Source organism: Amycolatopsis sp. NPDC039088 (assembly GCF_055598845.1).
Window position 1 is genome coordinate 1 of the sequence record NZ_JBVKAE010000067.1, and the last position, 25,685, is coordinate 25,685.

Consider the following 25,685-nt stretch of genomic DNA (forward strand, 5'->3'; position numbering starts at 1 on the left):
CACCGGCCGCGGAAGCGGACCCGCCCGCGATCGCCATGCCGGCGGCCAGAGCGGTAGCGACGAATCCGAGCTGCTTGATCACTGAAAAGACTCCTCAGAGATCCCCGCCGGGTGGCGGGGAGGAAGAAAGATCCGGTACGGCGATCGGCTCGCCGTACTCAGGACGATGATTGTCGTGCGTTTCACGCTGAGTGGGGCCGGGCCTACTCCTGGGCGGGACGGACCGGCCCCACTCGTGCCGACGTCGCATCACGTCGTCACGTGCCCGGATACGGAGCGGAGTGTGCATCTCTTCACCGCGACCGGGCACGCCTTACGACATCGACGCGAATCGCCGGACCCATGCCGAGGTCGGTTTCCGCGCACCACCACGGTCCGCCTCGGCAGGGAGGATCAGTTGCCCTGGGCCGTGCCACCGTCGGTGATGCCACCGGCGGCGCAGTTGTAGGGGGACTCGCCGCTGGCCTCGTGCGAGCCCGGCGACAGGATCGGGACACCGATACCGTTGAGCGAGTCACGAATCGGGACCTGGACACCGAGCACGTTCACGTCGTTGCCGCACAGACCCAGCGTGCCGTTCACGTTGTGCAGCGCGTCGATGTTGTTCAGGTTGACCAAGCCGACCTGGCCGTTGTGGTCGTAGCTGTCGAAGTAGTGGTCGTCCGGGGTGTCGGCGGACGCGATGCCGCCGCTCAGGATCGCTCCGGCGGCCATGGTGGCCGCGACGAAACCGATTTTCTTCAACATGAATTCTCCTTGATTCGACGATTGCGTCGCACGAGGCGGCAGTAAAGGTGTGTTTCCGCCCGGTGGGAGGAAACGTACTGACGTCCGGTCCCGTTTTCCATCTCGTTCCACCATCGTGTGGGGGTCGCAGACCGCTGACCGCGTAATCCGTGGTCCGAATGGGTTACCGGCCTTTTCGCGATGGCTGTGCTCCGTATTTCAGGCCAAGGAAGTAGGCGGGGTAAGAAATCCGGACACGACAAGTAGCCCTGTTGCGCCATAAGGGTGACGCGCACAGGGCTGCTTTGTCGCCGGTCTCAGCCGGGCCAGGCTTCGGCTTCCACCGTGAGGGCCGTCGCGACGTCGATCTCTCCCGAACGTACGCGCCAGGCCAACGAGTCCGGTCTCGGTCTCAGCAGCAGCCAGCCGGCGACATCCTTGTCGGTATAGCAAGGGTTTTCGTCATCGCCGATGCCCAGTGACGCGAAGTAGCGCCGGGCGGGCCAGGTCTCGGGAACCCAGGTGCGGGCCCAGCGGACGACGATGCGGGCGAGGTCGTTCTGACTGTCCGCCGGATGAATGAGGCGGTCTCCGGCGGTGCAGATCAGGCGTGGCGTAAAGGCCGCGCCCAAGGGCGCGACAAGGTGGCAGTCGTTCAATTTTCCCCCAGCCCACGGGCGCGGGCCATGTTGTTCACTGGTGGGCGCGAGTACGCGAACAAGGAAGGACGGCCGGTGGAGGACTCGCAGACACGGCCCGTACTTCCACGGCTCTTGTTTGAACCGATCGCCATACTAGTGAAGGCAGGTTTCAGGCGAAACCCGGGGGTCGGGTGAAGAATGGTCACACGTTCCTGTGAAGGAGCGTGTCGACTCGATCATCGGGGGTATTCCGTAGCTGATCGGTCAGCTGTCACGGAATGTCAAGAAGGTGCGAAATGAAGCGGGTATTACAAATATCGACCTGTGCGTGTGTGGCGTCCGCCGCCCTCCTCCTGACCGGAGGGGCGACGGCTTCGGCGACGGCAGCACCGTCGTTCATGCCACCCGTTCTGCAGCAGGTCGACGACGATCGGGACGGAGACTCGCGCGACGTGCGTCCGGATACCGGCGGCGACAACGGGTTGTGGGGGTTGTTCGGCCTGGTCGGTCTGCTCGGCCTGGCCGGGCTTGTCCGACGCGGCCCGAAAACCGGTGCGATGGACGGGTATCCGGACGCCGGCTCTGAAGCGCCGCCGATGAACACGTACCCGCCGGCCGAGCCGCGGCGTCATCCGCCTGGCGTCTGACCGCCTGTCCAAGGGCTGAAAGATTCCAGGTCTCGTCTCCTTCGGCGAGCGTCCGGTGCGACCCGTACCGGACGCTCGCTCGCTCGACGCGATACGCGCCTGCTGTGGGGTGCTTGATGTCTTGGGGGCCGTTCGTTTCGACCGTCGCCCAGATTAATGGCGCACCCGTCGCAGGAGAAGTGAACCCCGGCGTATGACTCCCTATGAGTGTATTTCCGCGCAGGCAAAAACGCAGTGGTTACCCGCATGGCCCGAGACGTAAACGACACGATCGGGTGAGAACATGGAGGGCAATGAGCCGGGCGTTGGTCGACCGACGGTGAGATCGCCGCCGCTGAGACACCGAAGAGCGAGCACAGGGGAAGCCGAGGGTGACGTAGCGTGCCCTCGGCGAAAACCGTCTTGCTACGGAATATGAACTGTCAAAGCAGAGTGATCGCGGAAAACATTGGTCGCAGCGCTCTCGACTACGACTTTCCGAATGGGCTTATTCGTAGAGCACGTAAGCCGGCGTCGGCGTCAGTGCGAGGACTTCCTCCGGGGTCATCAACGCCGCACCGCGGCGAGTGTCCTCGTCGAAGAAGAGTTTGAAGCCGGGACGCACGTGGGCGGGCTTGCTCGGCATGAGCGTCGTCCAAGTCGCCTTCTTGGCCGAGCCCGAGCCGATTCCGTCGACCACCTTCACCACCGACACCCCGGGGTGCGGGCGCAGGAGCTCTTCGTCGCGCACCACCGACGACGTCACCTGGTGGTAGATCATGACCTTGGCGGGAAGCCGGTGCCGCTGCGCCAATTCACCGAGGTAGGCGGCGACCTCGTCGAGTTCGCTTCCGGTGGTGCGACCGAACTTCTTCCCCGGGATCGCCCCTGGCTCGACCGCCCACTCGGGGTCGAGCGCGACCCCGACGTCGGGTTCCTTCAGCCAGTGCTCGTAGGCCCGCACTTCGGGCAGGAAGTCGGCGCGCCCCGGCTGGATGTCCAGCAGCAGCAAGCCGTTGAGCGCGCGTGCGGCATCGAGATATTCCCGGATGGTCTTGTCCGCGCAACGACTGCGGTACATCCCGTCCGCGCCGGGGGAACGGTGCACGGTCGTGGCGATCAACTCGACGACCGGGGTGATCGGCCGCGCGGGAGGAAAGGTCTTGATCCGCTTCCGGAGTTCGGCGCTCGCGGCCGTGAGATCGCCGGTCATCCGGCCGAGCGCCTTCGAGCCGGGTGCGCCGCAGAAGCCGACGAGCAGATTCGTCGCGAGTGGGTCGACGGGCGGCGCGGCGACCGCCGGTTCCGCCGGGGCGGGCGTCATCGCCCGGACGGCGAGCCCTGGATTCTGCGGAGAGCCGCCGCACGCGCTCGCGGCAAGCCCCGCCAGGCCGACGGTGAGGACGAAACGACGGCTGTGGTTGGGCATCCGGTCTCCCTGGTGGTGTGCTCACGGCGACTGATCCGTTTTCGGGACCAGGGCTGGGAAATACCCTCGTTGATCTTCGGGCAAACCCGGTTCCGGACGATCACCTCATCGTGCCGGTGATGATTTCGGCCGCTCCGCCCCGAGCTGCGGATATGTTGATTCTCCAGCGAAGGCAACAAAATTCGCGCTCACCCGACTCGGTGGATCCGGCTGTCCATGCTTTGCCACGGCCGCACACTTTCCGCATGCCTTCCTTTCTCCGGCTCAGCGCAGGGCTTGCGCTCGTCCTCGTGGCGGCTTGCGGGGCTCCCGGGCCAGTGGCCCCGGCACCGCCGGTGCCGGGGCCGGAACTGGCTGTCGCACCCGCACGCGTGACACCCGCGTTCGCGCGTCAGGTGGCCGCTGACGAGCTGGGCCGGATACCGGTCCTGATGTACCACCGGATCGTCGCGAAGCCGCGATCGGTCTACGACCGCACGCCCGCCGAGTTCGCCGCGGAGCTGGAACGGCTCGCCGCCGAGAACTACGTTCCCGTCACCACCGCCGATCTGGTGAGCCGGAACCTGGACCTGCCCGCCGGTACGCACCCTGTCGTGCTGACCTTCGATGACGGTGACCCGAGTGTGTTCGCCCTCGCGCCGGACGGGCAGCCCGCGGCGGGGACGGCCGTGCGGATCCTCTTGGACGTCGCGGCGGCACATCCTCGATTCCGCCCGGTCGCCAGCATGTACGTCAACGAGCGTCCGTTCGGTGGCGATGGGCGCGCCCTGCGCTGGCTGTCCGAGCATCACTTCGAGATCGGCAATCACACGGCCAAGCACACGAATCTGCGCCGTGCCACGGAAAAGGCGGCGACCACCGCGATCGCCGATGGGGACGCGTTGATCAGGCAGGCGCTCCCTGGCTACCAGCCCAGCACGCTCGCTCTGCCTTATGGCGCTCAACCCCGGCGCGAAGAACTGGCGCTGCGAGGACCGGGCTATTCCTACCGGGGCGCGTTGCTCGTAGGGGCCGGGCCCGCGCCTTCTCCTTGCTCGCGCACGTTCGAACCGGCCGCGATCCCTCGGATCCGGTCGCAAGGTTCCGGGCCGGAAGCCGAGTACGGCTCGGCACACTGGCTCGATGAGCTCGGATCCCCGTCCGGGCGCCGCTACACCTCGGACGGGGATCCGGCCACCGTGTCGTACCCGCTGTCCGGCGCCGAGCCGGCGACCGCTTGCGCGGGGGTGAGCCTTGCCTACTGAGCCCGCGCACGTGCGCCGCGACGGTCGCCGCATCGACTGGCTGCCGCAGCCGCGCTCTCACTCGTTTTCGACCTCCGCGTCCGGGGCGAGCAGGCCACCAGTCGCGTCCCCGCACAAACACCGGCTGCCCGCGCGGGGACACGGGACCATCGTCGAAGAGGCGGCTCGGACTCCGAAGCAGTCCGCGCCCCGCACGACGAGGAAGGCTTCGGAGACCGACCGAACGTGGTGGCCGCTGATCGTCATCTTCGTGGCGCTGATGCTGACCATGGCTCTGTTCCTGGCACCCTTCGCCATCGAGACCCGAGTCGCGCCGGAGCCCGCTCCTCCGAAGCCTCCGCCCTCCTCGGCGGCGGTCGAGCCGGCCGTGCGAGCGCCTGAACCCGCCGCGCTGCCGGAAGGTGCCCCCTTCGCTTCATCCGGAGCGGGGACATGGCGTGTCATCCCCGGTGCGAGCGGTTCCGTGGAGGGCACCGGTGCGAAGCGAGTGACCTACACGGTCGAAATCGAGAATGGTCTCGAGCTCTCCTCGTTCCCCCAGGAGGTCGAGACGATCTTCGCGGATCCTCGCGGCTGGATCGGGCTCGGTGAAGTGGCGTTCCAGCGGATCGACAGCGAGGATCCCCCACCCTCGTTCCGGGTCAGCCTCACCAGTGCCGGCACGAGTCGTCGCCCCGACCTCTGCGGGTTCGAGATTCCCTACGACTCGTCGTGCTACCTCGTCAGCGATCGAAGGATCGTCGTCAACCACGCCCGATGGATGCGTGGCGCGCACTCGTTCCAGGGTGACCTTCCGGGGTATCACCGGTACGCGATCAATCACGAGGCCGGCCACGCCCTCGGCTACGGACATGTCGGCTGTCCCGCGGACGGAGCGGCGGCACCGGTGATGATGCAGCAGACGTTCGGGCTGTCCAATGACTACGTCGCGGAACTCAACCGCGCGGAGCCGGGGGCGGCGGCCAAGGTCCGAGCGGACGGCGCGGTCTGCCGCCCCAACCCCTGGGTCACCGCGGGGAGTTGAGCCCGGGCGCGGTCACCCGATCCGGTAAGAGACGGCCCGAGGACCCCGCATCCCTCGGCCACCGGGTATCCGAGGGTAAACGGAGGAGAAGAAGATGCCCGACAACGAGCTACCCGGATTTCTGATCATCGGTCTGATCTTCGTCGTCGCGGACGGCCAGATCCTCTACCGCGGCGCCCGCCGCTACCTGCGGGGACGAGACGGCGGAGAGGGCAGCGGTTCGACGGCCTGGATGGTGGTGACCGTCTTCCACCTGGTCTCCATCGGCGTGCTGGCCCTGCTCTCGGTCGTGGGCCCCGAATGGTCGGGCTCCATGGCCGCGCTGGTGGGCAGGCTGGGTGTCTTCCTGTTGCTGATGGCCCTGGCCCACGTACTCACCCTGTCCGTACTCGCCCGCCAGCGACAGGACGACGTCGTCGAGGCTCATTTCCACGAGCGAGAGATCGAACGGCCCGGGACATCGCCGGGCCCGGAGTCCGAAGTCAGGAGCAAGCAGACACCGACCGACGCGGTCTGGCAGCCGTCCGTCACCCCGGTTCCCGGGCAGGAGGGGCGTCACCCGCAGGTGAGCCCTGACCTCGGGAGCCAAGGGCCCTACCGGGCCTGAGAAGCGGTGTCGGGCCAGCCGTCACGAAGCGATCTTGTCGGCCATGCCCCGCCGTGCTCATGCGCCCCTCTCCCATCGGCCTCCGGATACCGTTCAGGAGTCGCCGGGCAACAGCGTGCGCGGGTTCACGGCGGCGCGGAGCCGCGCGCGCAGGCCGCGCTTGGCCAAGCCGCGCCGGACTTCCCGTACCGCCGCCCACGCCTGCGGGCCCGAATGCGGGCCGGTGCCGACACCCGACCACAGTGCGACGTCCACTGTGGACGCCAACAGGCGCAGTCCATCCACTGTGGACTGATCGACGGTGCCGTGAGCGGCCGCCGCCAGGTCGCGGACCGTCATGCCTGCGGTACACGGGACGCGGTGCTCGCGTAGCCGGTCCTTGGCCTCCCGGCAGGCACCGAGCACCGCGCCGATGCCCGGCTGACGTCGTCGCCGCCACGCGCGTGCGCCCTTGGCCAGTGGGATCCCGGCGAACCACGCCACCATCAGCGCCGCGAGCGCGATCAGGACCGGACCGAAGGGGAACGTCCAGCCGCCGTCTCCGGTGCCGCCGTCGCCGGATCCGGAATCGCCGCCGGGCAGCGGCCGATCCTGTAGCTGCTCGGACGGCGGCAGCTGTGTTCGCGCCTGCGCGGTCACCGCCGCGAGGCTTTTCGCGCCGCCTGTCGTGGCGCGTGTCTCGCCCGTCGGATCCAGCGCCACCCAGCCGACGCCGGAGACGGCGACCTCCGGCCAGGCCACGACATCGCCGTTGCGGACGGTGTATCCGCCGTTGGCATCCGGCTTGTCCGGCGTCCGGAAACCGACCACCAGCCGGGCCGGGATGGCGAGTGTCCGCGCGAGGGCGACGTACGCGCTCGCGAACTGCTCGCTCGTGCCCAGTTTGGTCTCGAAGAGGAATTTCCGAAGTTGTGGCCAGCTGTGCCCGCTCGGCAGGTCGGCTCCCGTCGCCAGCCGATAGTGCTCGCGTAGGAACCGTTCCAGCGCGAGCGCGATCCGGAAACTGGGTCGCAGCCCGCCGACGGCTTCCCGCGCGAGCCGGCCGACCTCCGGCGGCACGTCGCCGATGCCCGCGAGACCGCCGGGAGCGGACGAGTCGAGCGCCGCGTCGAGCAGATCCGCCGGGTTGATCTCCGGTGACCACCAGCTCAGGGAGTACTGCTGCGGGCCGACGGCAGGGCGCGGTAACCAGAGCGTGCCCTGTGCTTCCTCGACCAGCGGAGCGATGCCGTCGACCGCCGCGGGCCACGTCTGGCTGGGCAGCCACGGCCCGGTCAGGCCGCTCGTGGTGACCGTCGCCGATCGCCGGTGCGTGGGCACGGCCACCGCCGGACCGGGCGTCAGTTCGGTGCCGAGCCGTCGGTATCGGCCGCCGGGGCTCCAGTTGACGCCGTCGAAGTCGTCGAAAGCGACCAGTGGCCAGCGGTCGGTGTCGGCGTCGCCGCGGAAGGAGAACACCGGCGTGTCCGGATGTTCCAGCCGGTAGGCCAGATCGTCCAGCGGGTTCGCGACCCGCGCGTCGAGTTCGGCGACCTGATCCTGTTTCAGCGAGTACGCCGGCCCGGGCGCGGGCACGAGCAGGTTCGCGACGAGCGCCCCCGCGACGCCGAGCACGAAGGCGGGTACGGCCAACGCCAGCATGGGTGTTTTCCGGCGGTGACCTTCCACGTCCGCTTGCGGCATCAGGACGAACACCCCGCCCGCGACAGCCGCGTACCCGAGGCCGCCGAACAGGGCCGTGAACCCGGACATCGCCTGGAAAAGCTGGCTCGCCACCACGACGGCGAAGCTCGGAAGAAGTGCCAGGATCGGCCGCCTCAGCCGGAGCAGCTCGACACCGAGCACACCGGCCAGCAGCACCAGCAGCGGGACGAACAGCAGGGTGGACGGCTCCGGTCGCGCCGGCCAGGTCGACTGCAGCGCGAGCCGCCACGATTCGGTGACGCCGTCCGCGAGCGCGGAAAACGTCGCGCCGGTGGGAAAACCGGCGGCCGTCGTCGAATAGAGCACGGTCTCGACGACACCGGCAAGACCCACGGCCAGCAGCGCCATCGCCCGCCACGGCGCCAGGGATGTCCAGCGCGCGCACAGCTCGGTGACGCCGAAGGCCAGTATCAGCGGGACGCCGATGGGGGCGAGCAACGCCGTCACGCCGAACACCGGGGCGAAGAACAGGCCCGCGACCGCGGCGGCCAGCAGGATCAACGCGATGGTGGCGCGGTTCATCCCACCACCTCGTTCCATCTGCGGACCGCGTGCGCGGCGTCGGCGGCGTTGAGCACGCGGACGCCGGGAACGACGATCGGCTCGGCCGCGGCGAAGTCGACGAGGAACAGCGAGGAATAGCGCGGCCGCAGAGCGCTCAGCCCGTCGAGCGTGCCGGTGGTGACGGCCATCAGACAGCCGCCCTGGTCACGTGCGGCAGCCAGCTCGCGCGTCACGAGCGTTTCCCCCGTGTCCTGGCCGATCTGGCACAGCTCGTCGAGCAGAAGCCGGGAACCGAGCGGGCCGCCGGCGGTGGTGAGGTCGAGACCGCCGGAACCGACGAGCCGGGTGTGATGTCCGGCCATCGCGGACGCGTGCAGCAGCGACGCGGCGAGGTCGACGGCTTCTTCGAAGACCTCGGGTGTGAAGGACGCTCGGCGGGTGTCGAGCAGAAGTGTGAATCGCGGCTGCTGCGGATCGGCGTAGTCGCGGACCATCATCCGGCCGGTCCGCGCGGTGGCCTTCCAATGCAGGTGCCGGACTTCGTCGCCTGGCTGGTACTCACGGACGTCGCGGAGGTCGAGGGAGCCGCGCAGCGAGTCGGTCGTCCTGCCTTCGTGGTGATGGCGCGGGTAGCCACCGATCAGGGCGCGGGCGGGATACCGGCGCGGATGCACCCAGAGTTCCGCGGTCTCGCCCGCGGAAAGCCGGTTCCTCGCCAGGCCGAACGGGTCCACCCGGTGCAGCGTCAGCGGCCCGACCGGGAGCCTGCCCCGGCGGCCGGTCGGCAGTTCGTAGCGGTAGGTGGCTTCGGCGTCTTGGGCGAGCGACCGGACGCGGACGGTCTGGACGGCGACGCCAGCCTTGTCCCACGCGTCGAACCCGCGCTGGCGACGCCCGGCGACGTTGCGGACCGTCAACTTCGCGAGCGCCGGGCGCCCGCGTTCGACGCGGTCCGGATATATCTCGCGGGAGACATCGACGCGCAGACCGCGTGCGGTGACGACGACCGCGGCCACCACCGCGGCGAGCCCGACGGCACCCATGACACGGAACAGTGGGTAGCCTGCCCATTCGGCGACCGCGAGCAGCAGTACAGACACCACGAGCAGGACCACTCCGCGGGCGGTCAGCCGCATGGTCAGCGGCCCGCGTGATTCATCGCCGGCGCCGGGACGGCCGCGAGCACCTCGGCCACGATGTCCGCGGGACCGCGCTGGTTGAGTTCGGCCTCCGCGGTGAGCACGAGCCGGTGCGCGAGAACCGGGACGGCGACTTCCTTGATGTCGTCGGGGGTGACGAACTGGCGGCCCCCGGTCGCGGCGATCGCTTGCGCGGCCCGGACGAGCGCGATGCTGCCGCGCGGACTCGCGCCGAATCGCACGGCGGAGTGCACCCGGGTGGCCGCGGCGATCCGGGCCGCGTACTCGCAGACAGCCTGGTCGAGATGACCGGCGCGGACTTCGGCGATGGCGTCCAGCAACATCGGGATGTCGACCACGGCGGGCAGGTCGTCGGCGGAGACCCCGGCACAGTCGCCCATGATCACCATGACTTCGGACTGAAGATCCGGGTAACCGACCGAAAGCCGCATCAGGAACCGGTCGAGCTGGGCCTCGGGCAGCCGGTAGGTGCCCTCCATCTCGATCGGGTTCTGGGTGGCGATGACGAGGAACGGCCTCGGCACCTCATGCCCGACGGCGTCGACCGTGACCCGCCGCTCGGCCATCACCTCGAGCAGCGCGGACTGCGTCTTCGGGGTGCCACGGTTGATTTCGTCGGCGACGACGATATTGGAGAAGACACCGCCGGGGTGGAACGCGAACCGCTCGTCCTTCTGGTGATAGACGGTGACGCCGGTGATGTCACCGGGAAGCAGGTCCGGGGTGAACTGGATCCGGCTCCAGCTGCCGCCGATACTGCGGGCGAGGCAGCGGGCCAGCGTTGTCTTGCCGAGGCCGGGAACGTCCTCGATGAGGAGATGCCCCTCGGCGAAGAGCGCGGCCACGGCAAGCCGGACGACCTCCGGCTTGCCGCGGATCACCCCCTGGATGTTCGCCGCGATCAGTTCGAAGGCCTCCCCGGCCTTGGACTTGCTCACTTTGCCCCCTGCGAAGTCGATCCCGCTGGACCGTTCGGCTCATCATGCCACCCGCTCAGCGTAATCGGCCAGGTACAGGAACGGTCTTTCCGCAGTACATCCGAACAGCGCGAACATCCTGGACGCGGCGTCCGGCGGACTCCGGCGCGCCGGGTGCCACTGAGCCTTCCGCACGAGTAACCGTTGATGACTTTGAGTATCTGTCATCTGCGATGACCCGCCAGGTCCGTTGGGCCGCGACAAAAGCGCAGTCCGCCACGAACACGGCCGCACGACATGACCATGAAAACGATCGCCAACGCCACGCGCCGTTACGCGGAATGGAACATTGAGAGCCCTCAAGGCTCTCAATGTTCCACATCCACGGTCAACGAGGCTTTCGAACGCATGCTCAGGCCTGCGGGATTTCCCGATCCTCACGGGCGATCGAAGCCCAGTCGCCGAACGCGGGGATCTTCTCCCAGTTGATGTCGAGCGGTACATCGGAGATGTCGGTGACCGTCTCTTCTCCCGCGATGAAGTCACGGGCCACCTGCCGAATCACCCCGTTCCGCTGGTACTCGACGAACTGGCTGGAGATCGCGGAGTCGAACTCGTCCACCGCCCCGCCCGGGTACTCCCAGAACTTCACGGCCACCATGAACATCGTGGTGTCGCTCACCGGGGTGAACTCGTAGCTCAGGTAGCGGCGGCCGTCTTCGTCGAAGAACCACACCACGGCACTTCCCGCGGCGCGGTCCATTTCGATGATCGCGCGTGGGTGCCGCTGCGGACCGAGCACAACCGTGAAGGAGCGACCGGCCGCGTCACGTTCCTGGGCGGTCGTGACGTCGAGCAGTCCCACTGGCCCGCGCTGGACGGAGTCCCAGCGTTCCCAGTAGGTGACCTGGTCAGTTGGGGTGAGCACGAGTGCACCTGTCTTCCACGTCGCAGATGTTGATGTCCAGTTGGTTCGCCTTGTCCACGATTTCCTGCGGGATCGGCCTGTCCTGCTTCGGTACCTCCAGTATAACCTCACCCTTGATCGTCTTCCCGATCAGCTCCGGCTGATTTTGACGATTGCGGGGAGTATCCGAGACCTTGTCCTGTCCGGGTACATACTTTAGCTTGGTTCCTTCAAGATAAGCGAAAGCGGTCTCCGGATTAATGGAAGCGAGCTGGGTGTACTTACGTTCCACGACCTTCTTTTCAGGTTCATAGGAGTCGATGTATTTACCTCTATCCGTGCGAACCTCATGTTTGGCGTAGACTGGCCTTCGGACCTCGTTGAAGACATTTCCTTGCTGGATCCTGCGCCACACCGCGGCCGGAAATTTGGCCGGCGCGGGACGGATCTGCACCCAGTCGTCGACAATCTTCTCGAACTGTTCCTTGGTCGGGTTCACCGGATACTTCGTGCCCCGGACGTAGACAGGATCCTCGGGCGCGAGCCTGCCGTCACGCTCTTTCTCGGCCAACGCGTCGATCTCATTGGGGTTCAGCGGAAGGTCTTTGGTGCCGACAGGGTGCGTGTACCGGACCGAGCCCGGCTCGAGCGGCTTGGACTTCTCCTGCTCGGCCCTCCCCGCACTTTCCGCGGCCTTCAGAATCTTCCCCACTCGCCCGACCACCGGCATGGACGCGATCGCGTCATCACCGCGACCTTCGTTCGCGTAGAGGAGCGCGTTCGCCGAATCGGCCACGATGCTCACCGGACCCGCCCAGCCAGCGACATTCAGCACTTGGTGATACAACTCTTCCTGCTTTTCCGGCTCCTTGACCACTTCAGCTCTATGCGTGCCCTCCCCGCCCGGACCATACAGCGGGAACTTGTTCTGCGGACTGGCAGCCAGCAATTCACGAATGCGGTCGATTCCACTCCCGTCGGGATCGGCGCTCTTTGATTCCTTCTTCTTTCGCGCCTTCTCTGCTGCGGTCACTGCGAACTGCTTACCTCCCGCCTTCCACGCAGCCGGATCCCCGCCACCATTCACGCCACGCGAAACCCCAGTCCGCTCACTCGACCCAGAATCATCACCCTTCGACTCCTTCTTCTTTCGCGCCTTCTCTGCTGCGGTCACTGCGAACTGCTTGCCCCCCGCCTTCCACGCAGCCGGATCCCCGCCACCATTCACGCCACGCGAAACCCCAGTCCGTTCCTCGCTCGACTTCGCGTTACCGTTTTCGGAGTTTCCTTTCGCGGAATCGTTGCTCTTCTTCTTGTCCGCCGCGACGACGGCGAACTGCTTGCCTCCCGCCGTCGGCGAGCCGCCGCCCCGCGCCTCGTCCTTCTTGTTCTGCGGTGCCGCCTGCCGCTCCGTCGTCGATTTCGACCGGGCTGTCACGGCGGCCTGCTTGCCCCCGGCCGCGTTCGCTTTCGCGGGTGAGGGCGCCGAACCACCGCCGTCCGCCTGCACGGGAGCCATGGCTCCGGCTTGTGCTGACGGCGCGCTCATGATTCCGAAAGCGACGCTGATAAAACCCCCGGAAAGGGCGCAGAGAGCCGCCTTTCCCACCTTTACCCTGGTATCTCGCACAGAGCACCTCCACAGGTCAGATCGACACTTGTGGCGAGGTTAGAAGCGAGCGGTACATCGCCGATACAACAATGGTCCAAGGGCAGGGTCATGAAGGATCGGAATCCTGCGCGACGACACAGGGGATACCCATTCAGCGCAGAACCCCGGCATGAGGTGATCTCGACAATGATCATCTTCATGCCGGGGTTCTGCGCTTTTTGCATGACACCGGATATGGCCGGTTCATTTCTCTGAGACACCGAAATCGCGGTTAGCGGGCTCGACGTTGAGCAGGTGATTCGACGGCGGACTGTGAAGTTGACGGCGAAGTGACGTTTGGGTCGTGAGTGATAAAGAGCATTAGAACGCTCTTTATCACTCACGACCACCTCGCGAAATCATGCAAACTGTCCAAGTAGAGCGTATACGTTCAGAAAGGCGTCGCTTGTGGACACTCGCCGTTCAGGACCCCCTGCGGCCTGAACGACGTCATTCACGACTTCAGCTCAGTGCTTTCGGTCGTAGATTTCTTCGGCCAGCGAGTGGCCCATCAGGCCGCCGAAGACGCCCGCCGCCACACCGACCACCAGGCCCATCGGCGACGCCACCAATACACCGGCCGCGATGCCGAAGGCCAGCGAGCCCGTGGCGCCGCCGAGGCCGGTGTATGCGCCCAGGCTCAACGGTTCGGGCTCGCAAGCGAGGTATTCCGCTTCGTCTTCCGGGCCGGGCTCGAACTCGTCGACAGGAGGTGGCGGCGCGTCTTCGCGCTCCCAGACCTCCTGTGGGATCACGATGTACCGGGTGGGTTCCAGTGTGGCGGTCATGGCGTCACCAGGCGTTGGCGGAGACGGTGCCGTTGGTCGAAGTCGCGCTGGACCACGAGGACGCGCCGTTGCCCGACGAGTTCGCCGTCTTCGTGACCGTGTTGCCCGACTTGTGCGTGGTCTTCGAAATCGTCTTGCCTTCCGAGCGAAGGGCCGCCAGTCGCTTCGCCAGATCGTCGGGGAGGTCGGCCTTCTTGAACCGGTCGTGCGCGCCGTGGTGGTCGTGGCTGGGCTTCTTGCCCGACGTCGGCTTCATCGAGTCGCGCAGGTTCTTCAAGTCCTTTTCGGACTGCGCGAGCCGCTTCTTAGCGTCACGCAACGTCTTTTCGGCGCTCTTGACGGTCTTGCGCGCGTCGTCGACGGCCTTGATCGCGGTGTCCAGTTTGGGGGTGGCCGGAGCGATCGCCAGCCGCAACGGAGACACCGTCGGCGGGGACACCGTCGGCGCCTTGGCCGCCGCCTGCACCACGAACCGCTTCTGCTCCGGTGCCTGCCGCACCTTCTTCACCTGCGGCTTCGACAACGCGACCGGGACGGCGGCGCGATGGGCGGCCGCGGGTTTGACGTGGCGCGCGGGTTTGGGCGCCGCCTGCTGTGCGGCCGCCGTGGGCGCCTTCGGCAAGACGTTCACCGGCTTCGGAGCGACCGGTGCGGCCCCGGGCGCGTGCGCCGGAGCGGGTGCGGGTGCCGGGGCCGGGGCCTGTGCGGGCGCCGGGGCAGCGCTGTCGTCCGTGCTGTCCACCAAAGCGTTCGCCGTCGTCGCGCCGAGCGCGGCGGTCGCCAGCCCGGCCACTCCGTAGACGGCCGCGCGCCGCAGATTCCGCTTCATGTTCGCCTCCTTGGTCATGGGGCGTGGAGAAACCACCGCCGTGGCGGCAAGAGTGGCCCGCGGGGGTCCATGGCGGATACATCCGCGGTACATCGGCGGAGGCGGCAATTACCGGACATACTCGCCGTCGATGTACCGCGGATGACAGACTGGGAATGATGGAAGACGACGAGCTGGTGCCACTGGGCGAGGGGCCGGCCGCCACCGTGCTGGCCGGAATGGACGAGACGACCGGCGAGGCCTTCGCGCTCAAGGTGTACCCCGGCCGCGTCGACCGTCGCACCCGCGGTGAGCTGGACAAGGAACTCTCCGCGCTGAACTCCTTGAGCGAGCTCGGCACGGTCCTCATCCCCACCGAAGCGAAAGACCTGCCCGACGGCCGGTTCGGCGTCCGGATGGAACTCTGCACGCAATCGCTGGCCGAACTCGTCGGGGCCTTCGGGCCGCTTTCCGTCCAGGATGTGCTTTCCCTCGGCGAAGCCCTCGCGACGACGTTGGCCGCGGCGCATCAGGCCGGCGTCGTCCACGGTGGGATGACGCCCGGCAACGTCCTCTTCCGCGCGTCAGGCGCGCCGGTGCTGGCGGACTTCGGGCTCGCGCTGCGCCAGTCGTTCCCCGGGGATTCCGCGGTGGGCTTCCTCGCGCCGGAAACGATCACCGAAGGCATCCGCGACGAACGCACCGACCTCTACGGCCTCGGTGCGCTGCTGTATTTCGCGCTCACCGGCCGTTCCCCGGCGCGGGAAGAGCCGGGCGAGACCGCGGACGAGCTGACGCTGCGCGTGCTCAGCGGGCCGGTGCCGCCGATCGACCGGCCCGGCCTCCCGGCGGGTCTCGGTCCGCTCGTGACCTCACTGCTGGCGCGCGACCCCGGCGCCCGTCCCATCGACGCCACCCTGGTCGCCACCCGGCTCGGCGCGACCCCCGGCGTCGCGGCCACCCCGCGCCCTCTCGGCGCGCCGATCCTGGACTACGGTCCGGAGCACGCGAAATCCCACCGCAAGGGGAAAACCCGGCTGATCGTGGGCGTCGCGGCCGGGGCCGTGCTCCTCGCCGCTGCAGCGGTTTTCGTGCTGCGGAACCGGCCGAGCGAGCTGAACGTGCCGCCCGCGAGCGCTCTACCGGTGACCAGCGCGCCCAGCACGACCGCCGACCCCGTGCGACTCGACCTCGCCGATCCGGCCGACCACGGCAACTATGTCGAACTTTCGTGGCGCAGCACCGGATCCGCGCTGCACTACGCCGTCATCGTCGCGGGCGTGGACCTGCCGCGCAAGACTCACTACGTCGAGAGCGGCACGACTTACCGGGTCGATGTCCAGCCCGGTAAGCAGTACTGCTTCGTCGTACAGGCGACCGACATCGTGCACTCCTACGAAAGCGAGAGCAAGGGCATCCGCGGCGCCCGCTGCGTCCGCTAGCCCGACTTCCAGGTGATGACGTTGGACTTCACTCCGGTGTCGGTTTCCACCCACACCTGGTTACCGACCTGTCCGAAGTCGAACGCCTCGAAGGTGCAGTTACCGCTGGCCGGGATTTCGCAGGTGCGACCCTCGTTGTCGTAGTCCGGATCGCTCGACCATGGCCGGACCAGGACGCGGGTGCCGGGCTTGAAGTTCTTCATCACCACGTGGATCTTGGCGCACGCCGGCGCCTCGCACGTCTCGTCGAAGGTGCCGGTCTTGCCGCGGCTGATGGTGATCGTCGGTTTCGGCGGCGCGGGCCGGGAGACCCTCGCCGTGGCCGGGGCGCCTCGCCCCGCGCGGCTCTCCGCCGCGACCGCGATCGTGTAGGTCACGCCTTCGCGCAGATTCGGGATCGACGTCGACCGCGCGTCACCGCCGAGCGTGGCCGAACCCGCGCCGGCTCCGGACGACGGCGTCCACGCCACGCGATATCCCGTCACCGCCGCGCCGTTCGCCGCCGCCTCGCCCCAGGTGACGTTCGCCGTCGCGCCCGCCAAGGTGGCGCGGAGGCCGCCGGGAATGGCGGGCGGGCTCGCCGCCAGCGCCTTGGCGGACGTCGGAGGCGGCTGCGGTTTCGACTGCGGCGACGATTTCGGCCGCTCGTCGCCGTTGCCTCGTTGCGGGGGCAGCTGGATCTTCGAGGACGGCGGCGGCGTGGACAGCGGGACCGGCGGTTTGTCGGCGGTCACCGCGACCTTCGCGACCGTGCCCTCCTGATCGACCACCAGGACGTGGTTCCCTTGCGCGCCTTCGATGTAGACCCGTTTGTCCTCGCCGCGCGAGAGCTTCGGCGATCCGTTGTCCGGCGGGATCGGCATCGTGTGCCGCGGCAGACCGTCCGGGGAGTAGGTGAGCGCGGTGTTGCGGGTCAGGTCGAGCAGGACGACGGCCGAGGCCGAAGCGGTCGGCCGCGAGTACTGGCCGTCGGACAGGTCGATCGTCTTGGGTGGGCCGGGATCGCGCCCGGCGCTCAGGCCACTGGCGTCGAGAAGGTACAGCTTGCGCGTGCCCGGCTCGAGGACCGCGATCCGTCCGGCCGCGTCGGCCGAGGCGATCTGTGCGGCGGGGCTGAACGAAGCCTTCAGCGGCAGCGGCTTGCCGAGTCCGGTGTCGGTGACGGCCTGCAGGGTGCTCGCCGTGGTGTCGACGAACGCCGGGGTGTCGCCGACGACGGTCAGCGCACCGGAATGCCCGCGGACGGCCTGGACCGGGCAGCCGACGGCGTCGGCGCCCTTCGACAGACGGCACAGCATCCCGTCGCCGGTGCGCTGCAGCCAGACCGTGCCGTCCGAGGTGGCCACCGGATCGCCGAGGGAGCCGCCCGTGTCGATCGACGCGAACGCGTCGCCGAGCCGGACGACCCGCCCCGCCTCGCGGAAGACGAGGTAGGGGCCACCCGCGGTTTCGAGCAGGACCGGCCGCTCACCGGTCACCGGCTGGTCCACCGTGCGGCTCACGGTGAGATCGGATTTGCCGAACTCGATGATCCGCCGCTGGCCGATCACGTACGCGCTCGTGTCGCCCTGGACCACGTCGGAGCCGGGTTCGAGACCTGGCACGGCGGCCTGGGCATCGACGCTCCGGTTGGCTCCGTTGACGAAGAAGACCAGGCCGAGAGCGGGGTTGGCGACCCAATGCCCGGGCTGGGTGAGGCCAAGGCCGGGGACCGGCTTCACCGCACCAGTGGCGACGGCGATCACGAGCGCCAGGCAGGTGGCCGACAGCACGATGAGCGGCATACGCCGCTTGAATCCCCTCTCCGGCACCGCCTGATCATAGAAGAACCAGGTACAGAATGGAGCCGCTCGGATACATTTCGCCGGTCAGGACGCTTCGGGCAGCTTCAATTCGAAGATCGCGCCGCCCTCTTCGGCGTTGTAGACGCGCAGCCTGCCGCCGTGCGCGAGCGCGACCCATCGCACGATCGACAGGCCGAGCCCGCTCGACCCGCCGCCGCTGGTGAACCGGTCGAACGTCTCCTCCGCGACCGACGAGTCGATCCCCGGCCCGCTGTCGGCCACGGTCACCTGACCGCCGGCGACGGTGACGTGCACGATGGCCTCGTAGCCGGGACGACGTCCGTAGCGCAGCGCGTTGTCGAGCAGGTTCGCCACCGCGCGCTGGACCAGCGTCGGGTCGGCGGAGACCGTCGACGGCGCCGCGACCAGCGTCACCTGAGCGCCCTCGGACGGCGTCTCCGCCACGACGCTCGCGACGAGCTGATCCAGCCGCACGGGCTGCACGGCCAGCGATTCGACTCCGGCCGCGAGCCGCGCGCGCACGAGCAGGCCGTCGATGATGCCGCCCATCCGGCCGGCGAGCCGGACGGTCCGTGGCAGCAGTTCGTCGCTTTCGGCGGGGTTGCGCAGCGCCGCTTCGGCCAGCGCGCGCAGCGCCGCGACCGGCGTGCGCAGGTCGTGCGCGGTCTCGGCGAGCAGGACCTCCTGTTGCTGGAGTGCGGCGGTCGCGGGCCGGATCGCGCGTCCGGACAGCACGTGCCCGGTCACGCCGATGGCGCCCAGCAGCAGCACGCATCCGCCGATGACCAGCAGTTTCAGTTGTTCGTGCGCGGCGAGGGCGTCCCGCGCGTCGGCAACCGCCACGATGGCGCCCGACTCCTGGTTGTTGCGGTTGCGGAAGGGTTCGACGCCGACGCGGACCATCTCGCCCGCGGTTCCGCTGCTGTAGCCGTTGAGCACGGCCCCGTTCCGCACCGACAGGTCGGCGAAGGCCTGTAACCGCGAGGCATCGATCGGCACGCAGGTCCGGCCGCTCGCGTACGGCGGGAACCCGCCCGCGCCGCTGGGCAGGATCACGAACTGCGGGCATTGCCGGTTCACTTCGTCCTGGCCGACGTAGGCGGTGGTGACGGTGTCGCCCTCGCCCGTGATCAGCCGTTTGACCGGTGCGGTGACGCGGGCGAGTTCGCTGTCCAGCTGGACTTCGCGCTGCTGCAGGTCGGCGCTCACGGCGAGCCAGGCGAGCACCACCAGCCCGGCGGCGTTCAGCCCGGTGAACAGCCAGGTGAGCAGCCACCGCAGGCGCCGGAGGCGATCGGCCGCGGAGCCGTTCACCGGCCCGCGATCCGGTAGCCGCGACCGCGGACGGTGTGGATGAGCTCGGGCGCGCCGAGCTTCACCCGCAGGCGCCGGATCACCACGTCGACCACATTGGACATCGGGTCGGTGCTCATGTCCCAGCAGTGTTCGATCAGCTCGTCGCGCCCGATGGCCTGATCCAGCCGGGAAAGCAGGTACTCCAGCACCGCGAACTCCTTGTCGCTCAAGGTGAGCAGGGCGCCGCCGCGGTGCACCTGCCGCCGGGCACAGTCCATTTCGAGGTCCTCGTGGCGCAGCACCGACGGCCGTCCGGCGCCCGCGCGGCGGAAGAGCGCGTGGACACGGGCGCTCATCTCGGCCACCGCGAACGGTTTCACCAGATAGTCGTCACCGCCGTGCTCGAATCCGGCGACCCGGTCCGCGAGGCTGTCACGCGCGGTCAGGAACAGCACGGGGACCGCCCAGCCTTCCTGGCGACGGCGGTGGACGTAACCGATCGAATCGCCGTCGGGCAGCATCCGGTCGAACACCACGCAGGCGAACCCGCCCGCGGCCAGCTCGGCGTCGGCCTGTGCCAGATCACCGGCCTCGCGGACGCGCAGGCCGCTCCCGTTCAGCTCGGCGGTGATCGCCACCCGGAGGTCTTCGTCGTCTTCCACGACCAGCACGCGCGCAGCTGACTCCGCTGTCATCGGAACCTCAGGTACATGGCGCGATCGTAGGAGGACACGAGGGAGAGGGGTGTGAGCATGGTGCTCTTCCAGGTCCTGGGGCCACTCGAGGTGCGTGGCCGCGACGGCGTCACGGGGCGGCCGCCCGGCGGGAAACCCGCCACGGTGCTGGCCGCGCTCCTGGTGCAGCCTAACGCGTGGGTCGCGGTGGATCGGCTGATCGAGAACACCTGGCAGGAACAGGCCGCGCCGGCTTCGGCCGAAGCGAACTTGAAGACGTACATGTGGCAGCTGCGCCGTCTGCTGCCGGAACACGACGGCCCCCGCATCGAGGGTCGGGCGGGGGCCTATCGGCTGCACGTCGCCCCCGGTGAGCTGGACGCGGACTGTGCCGAGGCGCTTGCCGACGATGCCGCGCAGGCACTGGCCGCGGGGGCGCCGGAAACCGCGTTGACGCTGGTGGAGCAGGCTTTGCGGCTGTGGCGTGGGCGGCCTTTCGAGGGGTTGGACGTCCTCGCAGACGACGCTGTCGAGCGGCTCGACGAGTTGCACCGGCAGTTGCGGGAGTCGCTCGCCGAGGCCCAGCTCGGGCTCGAGCGGACGGCCGACGCGGTGGCCACACTGCAGGCGCTGACCGTGGACGATCCGCTGCGCGAGGACGTCTGGGCGCGCCTGATGCGGGCCCAGCACGTGCTGGGCCGCCCGGCGCAGGCGCTGGCCACGTTCCACCGGGCGCGGCGGCTGCTGGCCGCCGAACTGGGGGTGCGCCCGGGACCCGAGCTGATGAAGGCGTTCCAGGCGGTGCACGGCTCCGGGGCACCGGACCGGCCGCGGCGGGAGCTGCCGCGGGCCGTCGAGCCGCTGATCGGCCGGGACCGGGAACTCGTGGCACTGGGCCGGGCACTGACCGGCTGCGCGCCCGCGGTCGTCGTTTCCGGCGCGGCAGGGGTGGGGAAGACGGCGCTCGCGGTGGCGGCGGCGCATCGGATCAGCGAACGCTTTCCCGACGGCCAGTTCTTCGTCGATCTGCATGGCGGGACCCGGCCACTGGACACCGCGGCCGTGCTGGAGCGGCTGTTGCGCGGTCTCGGGCTTCCGCCCGCGCTGATCCCGTCCGATGTGGACGAACGCGCCGCGCTGTGGCGCTCGGAGCTCGCCGGGCGGCGGGTGCTGCTGGTCTTCGACGACGCCGAGACCCGCGACCAGGTCGCGGCACTGCTGCCCGCGACCGGCCGCAGTGCCGCCATCGTCACGACGCGCGGGCGGGAGTTCTCGCTCGCCGGGGCCATGACCGTCTGCCTGGAACCCAGGCGGGTGCCGTCCGGACAGCTGGAGCGGGTGGCATGACGACCATCCACTATGGACTCGATCGGTCGCACTTTTCCCCGTCGTGCGGTTGTACACCACAGGCGGACATCGACGCGACGCTTTCGGCGGCGACCCGTGAGGTGCTCGTCGTGGCGGCGATGACCGGCACCGCCGGACCGCTGCGCGCGTTCCGTGACGCCGACCGCGACAACCTGCGGCGCGGCGTGGGTTACCGGGTACTCGCTCCGATCGAGGCGAGGATCATCCCGGAGGTCGCCAGGCGGCTGGACACGTTCGCGGCCCACGGCGCCGAAATCCGCACCGTGGCCGCCGTGCCGATGGCCGCGCTCGTCGTCGACGGCACGCTCGCGCTGCTGCCGGGTGACGAATGCGGCGAGCTCGCCGTGTTCCGGCTGCCCAGCGTGGTCAAGGCCGTGGCCGAGCTGTTCGAACGACTGTGGCTCGCCGGAACGCCGCCCACCGGATCCGGGCCGACCGGTCGGGAGCTGGACCTGCTGGCACTGCTCGTGGACGGCTACACCGACGAATCCGCCGCGGCCCGGCTGGGCATCTCCGTGCGGACCGTGCGGAGGATGGTGTCCGACCTGATGAACCGGCTCAGCGCGCGCAGCCGTTTCCAGGCAGGCGCGAAGGCCGCGGACCGCGGCTGGCTGATCGAGCTCGCCGGGTGATCACGCTACGGTCAACGGGTGCGCGTACTGGTCACCGAGGACGACGAGGATCTCCGGTTAGCCGTCGAGGCTTCACTTCGCGGTTCCGGATTCGCCGTCGACGTCGCCAAGGACCTCCCCGACGCCGACGAAGCGTTGAGTGTCAACGCCTACGACTGCGCCGTGTTCGACCGGATGCTGCCGTCCGGGGATTCCCTCGGCTACGTCGGCGAACGCCGCCGGGACGGCTGGGATGTCCCGGTGCTGTTCCTGACCGCGCGTGACACGGTCGCCGACCGGATCGCCGGACTGGCCTTGGCCGACGACTACCTGGTCAAACCCTTCGCGATGGCCGAATTGATCGCGCGAGTGCGCAGTCTGTGCCGCCGTGGCGACTCCGGGCCCGCCCCGGTGCTGAGATTCCTCGACCTCGAACTGGACACCGGCAGGCACGAGGCGCGCCGCGGTGGTGTCACGTTGACGTTGACCCGCACGGAGTTCGCGGTCCTGCAGCGGCTGGTGGTCGCGGCGGGCGAGCCCGTCCGGCGCCGCGAGCTGACCGACGCGGGCTGGGACGAGTTGGTGCCCCCGTCGCCCAACGCGCTCGAAGTACTCATCGCGCAGCTGCGGAACAAGCTCGGCAAGCCGCCGGTGCTCCACACCGTGCGCGGCGTCGGGTATGTCCTGCGCGGGTGAGGTGACGGAGGTGGCGGGCGTCGTCGGCGGGGGAAAGGGACCGCGTCGGGCCCGGGGAGATTTCCTCAGGCCCGACGCCGCCGCACGGGTCAGCCCTTGAAATATCCCTTGAACAGGATTTCGCTGATCTTGGTGGTGGTCTCCTGGCCGGTTTCGTAGCCGTTCTGGATGACCTTGGTGTTGTTCATCAGAGCGAGGGTGTAGCGCTCGTGCGGGCCGACGAAGCCGACGGAGTTCATGATCCAGGAGCCGTCGTCGTTGTCGTCGGACCAGCCGTCCTTGTTGCCAGGGCGCGCCGCGGTGCCTGCGCCCCAGACGCCCCACTGCTGGTTGACGTCGACGTTGCGCATTTCGTGGACGATGTAGTCGCGGTGCTGACGGGGCAGCTTGGTCAGGACGTAGTTGATCAGCCGGTCGAGGTCGTTCGCGGTGGTCAGGATCCAGCCCCAGTGGTGCGGGTGCTGGTCGGTGAACCGCATGTCGGTCATCCCGTAGGACGGGAAGCGCTTGGCGAATTCGGCCTCCCCGCCGTACCGCGTCCACAGGGTGTGCGCGGCGGCGTCGTCACTGGAGTTGAGCATCCGGTGCATGAGGTCGCGGTCTTCGGCGGTCAGCTTGACGGCCCCGGAGTCGTTGCGCAGCAACAGGTCGACGACCATCGCCAGCTTCGGGGTGGAACAGGCCCAGATGAGGGTCCCGGCCGCCGCGCTGCGGTAGACGGCGCCGGTCCAGCGGTCCCGGAGGACGATCCCGGTCTCACCGGGCCTGCTGTTGGCATAGGCCTGGGCCTTCGCGATCCGTGCCTGGAGTTCCCGGTCGAAGCCGGTCGTCGCACCGGCGGGCGCGGCGGGTGTCAACGCGAATACCGCCAGAATCGCGGTCAGGACGGCGAAAAGTCTTTTCATGTGCTCCCCAGAATCCGGTATCGGTTCTTCCTGAGCTTGAAGGCGTTCATGATCGGCGGAGGTTGCGACAACCCGCAGAACAGTGACGGCGGTCACAGTCGCCTGCTCATGGGAGAAGGGCGATCCACTTCGCGAACATCTCCTGAACCTCCTGTGGCGCGTGCGTCAGCGCGTCCCGGTCCGGTTCGGCAGGGGAAACCAGCGGTACGTGCACGAGGATGTCGAAAGCCTCGAGCGCGTCGACTCCGGAGTAGAACGACCCCATCCGCTGCTCGGTGACCGCTCGGACGGTCTCCCTGTCCACTGAGGACAGTCTGCGGAGGTCGGTCGCGAAAAGTCCGTCGTGGCTCGCGGCCAATACGCCGTCGAGACTCTCCGGTCGAGGCGCTTCGAGTGCGGTGAAGAACTCGCCCGCGTAGAACTCCGGGCCGTTGCCCAAGGTCTTGCCGCTGCCCGACGTGGTGCCGATGGCGAGGTAGTCCGCGCCAAGCCGGTCGGCGAGGAACAGGCCCATCGGCACCGTGGGCGGGACGCCTGGCATGGTTCCGCGCCACCGCTGGACGTGGCCGTTGTGCGCGCCCAGCACGATCCGGTCTTCGGAGCGAAGGATCCATTCGACGGTATCGGCGATCGTGGCGTCGCGGGCCTCCAGTGCCGTGTGCATGTCACCGGCGGTCATCGCGCGGACGACGGCTTCGAGAGTGATGACGGCCTTGAGTGCGACGAAAGCGCGTTCGTAAGCCTCGGCGCCTGTGGCAGCGGAATAGTCCAGCCGGCGTGCCGACAGGCGCGTCATGAGTCCGGCGAGCCGCACGGTCAAGGCGTCCTTCGTCTCGGCGGGGAGCTTTCCGTATTCGCCGACCGCCGCGGGAACCGAAAAGGGTGACACCGCCGCGAAGACACTCGCCGTCTCTCGGATGACCGGGTCGGGTTCGAAGTCCGGGTCGGCTTCCGCGAGGTAGGCGAAGACCGCGTCCAGCCCCGGCATCAGCGACATGTTCGAGCCGCCGAGGTCGATGCCGTAGCAGCCGACCGGGTGCGCGCGCAGCCATTCCAGCTGGTCGCGGATCTCCGTCCACAAGCCGGTCAGCGAGGTCATGCCGTTCGCGAGGACGTGGCCGAGTTCGCCGTCGCCATCGCGGACCCAGTCGTCGACCAGCCGGCTTTCGGCGAAGCCGGACTCGAACGCGAAAGCCCGGAAGCCCTGCTTCTCGACCAGGTACCGCAGGACGCGGTGTCGAAGCTGGGCGAATTCGCGGTTGTAGTGCGAACTCTCACCGATCGCGACCACGCGCGCGTCCCCGATCGCCTTGCCGAGCCAGTCGAGGTCGTCCAGTGGAGCGGTGGGGTCGAGCGTGTCCAGCGGGATCACCGCGTCGGCGGTCAGTTTGGCCACAACGTCTCCATTTCCATTTTTGGGAACGGTACCACTTGTGGGATCGTTCCGGGGTGAACACTCTCGACCTGCTCCTCCACCCGGTCCGACTACGCATCGTGAACGCGATGTACGGCGGCGTCACGCGAACGACGTCGGAGCTGTGCGCGCGGATGCCCGATGTCCCCAAGACCTCCGCGTACCGGCATGTCGGCCTGCTGACCGAGGCGGGGATCCTGGAAGTCGTCGACGAGCAGCGGGTACACGGAGCCGTCGAGCGGCACTACCGCCTGAGCGCGGAAAAGGCGCGGATCGACCTCGAAGACGCCAAGGCGATGACGCTGGACGACCACCGGCAGGGCTTCGCCGCGGCGATGGCCGCCTTGCTGTCGGAGTTCAACGCTTACCTGGACCGGGACGGTTCGGATCCCGTCGCCGATTCGGTCGGCTACCGGCAGGGGACGTTGTGGCTGACGCCGGAAGAGCTGGCGGCGTTCGTCGACGACCTCTTTGCGGTGTTCAAGGCACGGGCGACGAACGCGCCGGGGCCGGGACGGAAGCCGCACCTGATGAGCGCGATCTTCTTCCCGACGGGAGACGCCCGAGACTCGTGAGTGGTGATTGAGGGTAGAACCAAAGGTGTTTTAGATACCTGCGGGCGGGTGAGCCGGTAGCGGTCCGGCCGTGAAGGCCTCCTTGAGGGACTCTGAGTCCCTCAAGGAGGCCTTCACGGACTTACTTCTGACCTGGACGAGGGTGGTGGTCGTCGCCCCGGTC

Annotated in this window: 24 protein-coding genes; 9 read left to right on the forward strand and 15 right to left on the reverse strand. The window is 68.5% G+C overall.

The window, feature by feature from the left end:
• Positions 1-393: 393 nt before the first annotated feature.
• A complete protein-coding gene (locus tag ACZ7KI_RS41945; RefSeq protein WP_470278567.1) occupies positions 394-747 on the reverse strand; it encodes a hypothetical protein in 354 nt (117 codons plus the stop codon).
• Between the two features lie 296 nt (positions 748-1,043).
• Positions 1,044-1,385, reverse strand: a complete 342-nt coding sequence (locus tag ACZ7KI_RS41950) for a hypothetical protein (RefSeq protein ID WP_470278568.1) — start codon at positions 1,383-1,385, stop codon at positions 1,044-1,046.
• A gap of 278 nt (positions 1,386-1,663) precedes the next feature.
• On the opposite strand from ACZ7KI_RS41950, the gene ACZ7KI_RS41955 reads away from it, so the two are divergent.
• Positions 1,664-2,014 (forward strand): WGxxGxxG family protein, encoded by a 351-nt coding sequence (locus ACZ7KI_RS41955; RefSeq protein WP_470278569.1) that lies wholly within the window; start codon positions 1,664-1,666, stop codon positions 2,012-2,014.
• A gap of 487 nt (positions 2,015-2,501) precedes the next feature.
• Here ACZ7KI_RS41955 and ACZ7KI_RS41960 read toward each other — a convergent pair whose 3' ends face one another.
• A complete protein-coding gene (locus tag ACZ7KI_RS41960; protein WP_470278570.1) occupies positions 2,502-3,422 on the reverse strand; it encodes a hypothetical protein in 921 nt (306 codons plus the stop codon).
• A 245-nt stretch (positions 3,423-3,667) separates the two neighbouring features.
• Between ACZ7KI_RS41960 and ACZ7KI_RS41965 the strand changes: the two genes are divergently transcribed.
• From ACZ7KI_RS41965 to ACZ7KI_RS41975, 3 genes are all read left to right on the forward strand, one after another.
• Positions 3,668-4,666, forward strand: a complete 999-nt coding sequence (locus ACZ7KI_RS41965; RefSeq protein WP_470278571.1) for a polysaccharide deacetylase family protein — start codon at positions 3,668-3,670, stop codon at positions 4,664-4,666.
• Positions 4,656-5,690: a DUF3152 domain-containing protein gene (locus ACZ7KI_RS41970; RefSeq protein WP_470278572.1), complete on the forward strand. Its 1,035-nt coding sequence runs from the start codon at positions 4,656-4,658 to the stop codon at positions 5,688-5,690. The genes ACZ7KI_RS41965 and ACZ7KI_RS41970 overlap by 11 nt, the downstream gene beginning before the upstream one ends.
• 94 nt (positions 5,691-5,784) lie before the next feature.
• The gene (locus tag ACZ7KI_RS41975; RefSeq protein ID WP_470278573.1) at positions 5,785-6,297 is read left to right on the forward strand and encodes a hypothetical protein; all 513 of its coding nucleotides are present in this window, start codon (positions 5,785-5,787) and stop codon (positions 6,295-6,297) included.
• A gap of 93 nt (positions 6,298-6,390) precedes the next feature.
• Here the strand turns inward: ACZ7KI_RS41975 and ACZ7KI_RS41980 are convergent, their stop codons facing one another.
• The 7 genes from ACZ7KI_RS41980 to ACZ7KI_RS42010 form a co-directional block, all read right to left on the reverse strand.
• Positions 6,391-8,523 (reverse strand): transglutaminase TgpA family protein, encoded by a 2,133-nt coding sequence (locus ACZ7KI_RS41980; RefSeq protein ID WP_470278574.1) that lies wholly within the window; start codon positions 8,521-8,523, stop codon positions 6,391-6,393.
• On the reverse strand, positions 8,520-9,641 hold the full coding sequence (locus tag ACZ7KI_RS41985) for a DUF58 domain-containing protein (RefSeq protein ID WP_470278575.1): 1,122 nt from the start codon (positions 9,639-9,641) through the stop codon (positions 8,520-8,522). The genes ACZ7KI_RS41980 and ACZ7KI_RS41985 overlap by 4 nt, the downstream gene beginning before the upstream one ends.
• Before the next feature lie 2 nt (positions 9,642-9,643).
• Complete coding sequence (locus tag ACZ7KI_RS41990; RefSeq protein ID WP_061985196.1) at positions 9,644-10,603, reverse strand: AAA family ATPase; 960 nt, start codon at positions 10,601-10,603, stop codon at positions 9,644-9,646.
• Between the two features lie 391 nt (positions 10,604-10,994).
• Positions 10,995-11,510, reverse strand: a complete 516-nt coding sequence (locus ACZ7KI_RS41995; protein ID WP_470278576.1) for a hypothetical protein — start codon at positions 11,508-11,510, stop codon at positions 10,995-10,997.
• Positions 11,494-13,008: a hypothetical protein gene (locus ACZ7KI_RS42000; RefSeq protein ID WP_470278577.1), complete on the reverse strand. Its 1,515-nt coding sequence runs from the start codon at positions 13,006-13,008 to the stop codon at positions 11,494-11,496. The genes ACZ7KI_RS41995 and ACZ7KI_RS42000 overlap by 17 nt, the downstream gene beginning before the upstream one ends.
• Positions 13,009-13,607: 599 nt before the next feature.
• Positions 13,608-13,928 carry a hypothetical protein gene (locus ACZ7KI_RS42005; protein ID WP_470278578.1) on the reverse strand — a complete coding sequence of 107 codons (321 nt, stop codon included), beginning with the start codon at positions 13,926-13,928 and terminating at the stop codon, positions 13,608-13,610.
• A 4-nt stretch (positions 13,929-13,932) separates the two neighbouring features.
• Positions 13,933-14,757, reverse strand: a complete 825-nt coding sequence (locus ACZ7KI_RS42010) for a hypothetical protein (RefSeq protein WP_470278579.1) — start codon at positions 14,755-14,757, stop codon at positions 13,933-13,935.
• A gap of 158 nt (positions 14,758-14,915) precedes the next feature.
• Here ACZ7KI_RS42010 and ACZ7KI_RS42015 point away from each other — a divergent pair, with 158 nt between their 5' ends.
• A complete protein-coding gene (locus ACZ7KI_RS42015) occupies positions 14,916-16,178 on the forward strand; it encodes a serine/threonine protein kinase (RefSeq protein WP_470278580.1) in 1,263 nt (420 codons plus the stop codon).
• Here the strand turns inward: ACZ7KI_RS42015 and ACZ7KI_RS42020 are convergent.
• The 3 genes from ACZ7KI_RS42020 to ACZ7KI_RS42030 are packed head-to-tail and all read right to left on the reverse strand — an operon-like array spanning position 16,175 to position 19,974.
• Entirely contained in the window at positions 16,175-17,989 is a 1,815-nt protein-coding gene (locus ACZ7KI_RS42020; RefSeq protein WP_470278581.1) for a fibronectin type III domain-containing protein, read from the reverse strand. The two genes, ACZ7KI_RS42015 and ACZ7KI_RS42020, sit on opposite strands and share 4 nt — an antisense overlap.
• 57 nt (positions 17,990-18,046) lie before the next feature.
• Entirely contained in the window at positions 18,047-19,297 is a 1,251-nt protein-coding gene (locus tag ACZ7KI_RS42025; protein ID WP_470278582.1) for a sensor histidine kinase, read from the reverse strand.
• On the reverse strand, positions 19,294-19,974 hold the full coding sequence (locus ACZ7KI_RS42030; RefSeq protein ID WP_470278583.1) for a response regulator transcription factor: 681 nt from the start codon (positions 19,972-19,974) through the stop codon (positions 19,294-19,296). The genes ACZ7KI_RS42025 and ACZ7KI_RS42030 overlap by 4 nt, the downstream gene beginning before the upstream one ends.
• 57 nt (positions 19,975-20,031) lie before the next feature.
• Between ACZ7KI_RS42030 and ACZ7KI_RS42035 the strand changes: the two genes are divergently transcribed.
• Genes ACZ7KI_RS42035 through ACZ7KI_RS42045 form a run of 3 tightly spaced genes read left to right on the forward strand, consistent with a single transcriptional unit; the run spans position 20,032 to position 22,628 of the window.
• A complete protein-coding gene (locus ACZ7KI_RS42035) occupies positions 20,032-21,300 on the forward strand; it encodes an AfsR/SARP family transcriptional regulator (RefSeq protein ID WP_470278589.1) in 1,269 nt (422 codons plus the stop codon).
• On the forward strand, positions 21,297-21,953 hold the full coding sequence (locus ACZ7KI_RS42040) for a helix-turn-helix transcriptional regulator (RefSeq protein ID WP_470278584.1): 657 nt from the start codon (positions 21,297-21,299) through the stop codon (positions 21,951-21,953). The genes ACZ7KI_RS42035 and ACZ7KI_RS42040 overlap by 4 nt, the downstream gene beginning before the upstream one ends.
• An 18-nt stretch (positions 21,954-21,971) precedes the next feature.
• Positions 21,972-22,628 (forward strand): winged helix-turn-helix domain-containing protein, encoded by a 657-nt coding sequence (locus tag ACZ7KI_RS42045; RefSeq protein WP_470278585.1) that lies wholly within the window; start codon positions 21,972-21,974, stop codon positions 22,626-22,628.
• Between the two features lie 89 nt (positions 22,629-22,717).
• On the opposite strand, the gene ACZ7KI_RS42050 is transcribed toward ACZ7KI_RS42045, so the two are convergent.
• A complete protein-coding gene (locus ACZ7KI_RS42050) occupies positions 22,718-23,533 on the reverse strand; it encodes a serine hydrolase (RefSeq protein WP_470278586.1) in 816 nt (271 codons plus the stop codon).
• A gap of 106 nt (positions 23,534-23,639) precedes the next feature.
• Positions 23,640-24,929, reverse strand: coding sequence for an erythromycin esterase family protein (locus ACZ7KI_RS42055; RefSeq protein ID WP_470278587.1), 1,290 nt, complete (start codon positions 24,927-24,929; stop codon positions 23,640-23,642).
• A gap of 53 nt (positions 24,930-24,982) precedes the next feature.
• On the opposite strand from ACZ7KI_RS42055, the gene ACZ7KI_RS42060 reads away from it, so the two are divergent.
• Positions 24,983-25,522, forward strand: coding sequence for a helix-turn-helix domain-containing protein (locus ACZ7KI_RS42060; protein ID WP_470278588.1), 540 nt, complete (start codon positions 24,983-24,985; stop codon positions 25,520-25,522).
• The last annotated feature ends 163 nt before the right edge of the window (positions 25,523-25,685 follow it).

What these genes read in the sequence shown, in the direction of transcription:
- ACZ7KI_RS41945 (WP_470278567.1), bottom strand. Translation starts at nt 747, where the DNA reads ATGTTGAAGAAAATCGGTTTCGTCGCGGCCACCATGGCCGCCGGAGCG.
- ACZ7KI_RS41955 (WP_470278569.1), top strand. Translation starts at nt 1,664, where the DNA reads ATGAAGCGGGTATTACAAATATCGACCTGTGCGTGTGTGGCGTCCGCC.
- ACZ7KI_RS41960 (WP_470278570.1), bottom strand. Translation starts at nt 3,422, where the DNA reads ATGCCCAACCACAGCCGTCGTTTCGTCCTCACCGTCGGCCTGGCGGGG.
- ACZ7KI_RS41965 (WP_470278571.1), top strand. Translation starts at nt 3,668, where the DNA reads ATGCCTTCCTTTCTCCGGCTCAGCGCAGGGCTTGCGCTCGTCCTCGTG.
- ACZ7KI_RS41975 (WP_470278573.1), top strand. Translation starts at nt 5,785, where the DNA reads ATGCCCGACAACGAGCTACCCGGATTTCTGATCATCGGTCTGATCTTC.
- ACZ7KI_RS41980 (WP_470278574.1), bottom strand. Translation starts at nt 8,523, where the DNA reads ATGAACCGCGCCACCATCGCGTTGATCCTGCTGGCCGCCGCGGTCGCG.
- ACZ7KI_RS41985 (WP_470278575.1), bottom strand. Translation starts at nt 9,641, where the DNA reads ATGCGGCTGACCGCCCGCGGAGTGGTCCTGCTCGTGGTGTCTGTACTG.
- ACZ7KI_RS42000 (WP_470278577.1), bottom strand. Translation starts at nt 13,008, where the DNA reads ATGGCTCCCGTGCAGGCGGACGGCGGTGGTTCGGCGCCCTCACCCGCG.
- ACZ7KI_RS42005 (WP_470278578.1), bottom strand. Translation starts at nt 13,928, where the DNA reads ATGACCGCCACACTGGAACCCACCCGGTACATCGTGATCCCACAGGAG.
- ACZ7KI_RS42010 (WP_470278579.1), bottom strand. Translation starts at nt 14,757, where the DNA reads ATGAAGCGGAATCTGCGGCGCGCGGCCGTCTACGGAGTGGCCGGGCTG.
- ACZ7KI_RS42015 (WP_470278580.1), top strand. Translation starts at nt 14,916, where the DNA reads ATGGAAGACGACGAGCTGGTGCCACTGGGCGAGGGGCCGGCCGCCACC.
- ACZ7KI_RS42030 (WP_470278583.1), bottom strand. Translation starts at nt 19,974, where the DNA reads ATGACAGCGGAGTCAGCTGCGCGCGTGCTGGTCGTGGAAGACGACGAA.
- ACZ7KI_RS42035 (WP_470278589.1), top strand. Translation starts at nt 20,032, where the DNA reads ATGGTGCTCTTCCAGGTCCTGGGGCCACTCGAGGTGCGTGGCCGCGAC.
- ACZ7KI_RS42040 (WP_470278584.1), top strand. Translation starts at nt 21,297, where the DNA reads ATGACGACCATCCACTATGGACTCGATCGGTCGCACTTTTCCCCGTCG.
- ACZ7KI_RS42050 (WP_470278586.1), bottom strand. Translation starts at nt 23,533, where the DNA reads ATGAAAAGACTTTTCGCCGTCCTGACCGCGATTCTGGCGGTATTCGCG.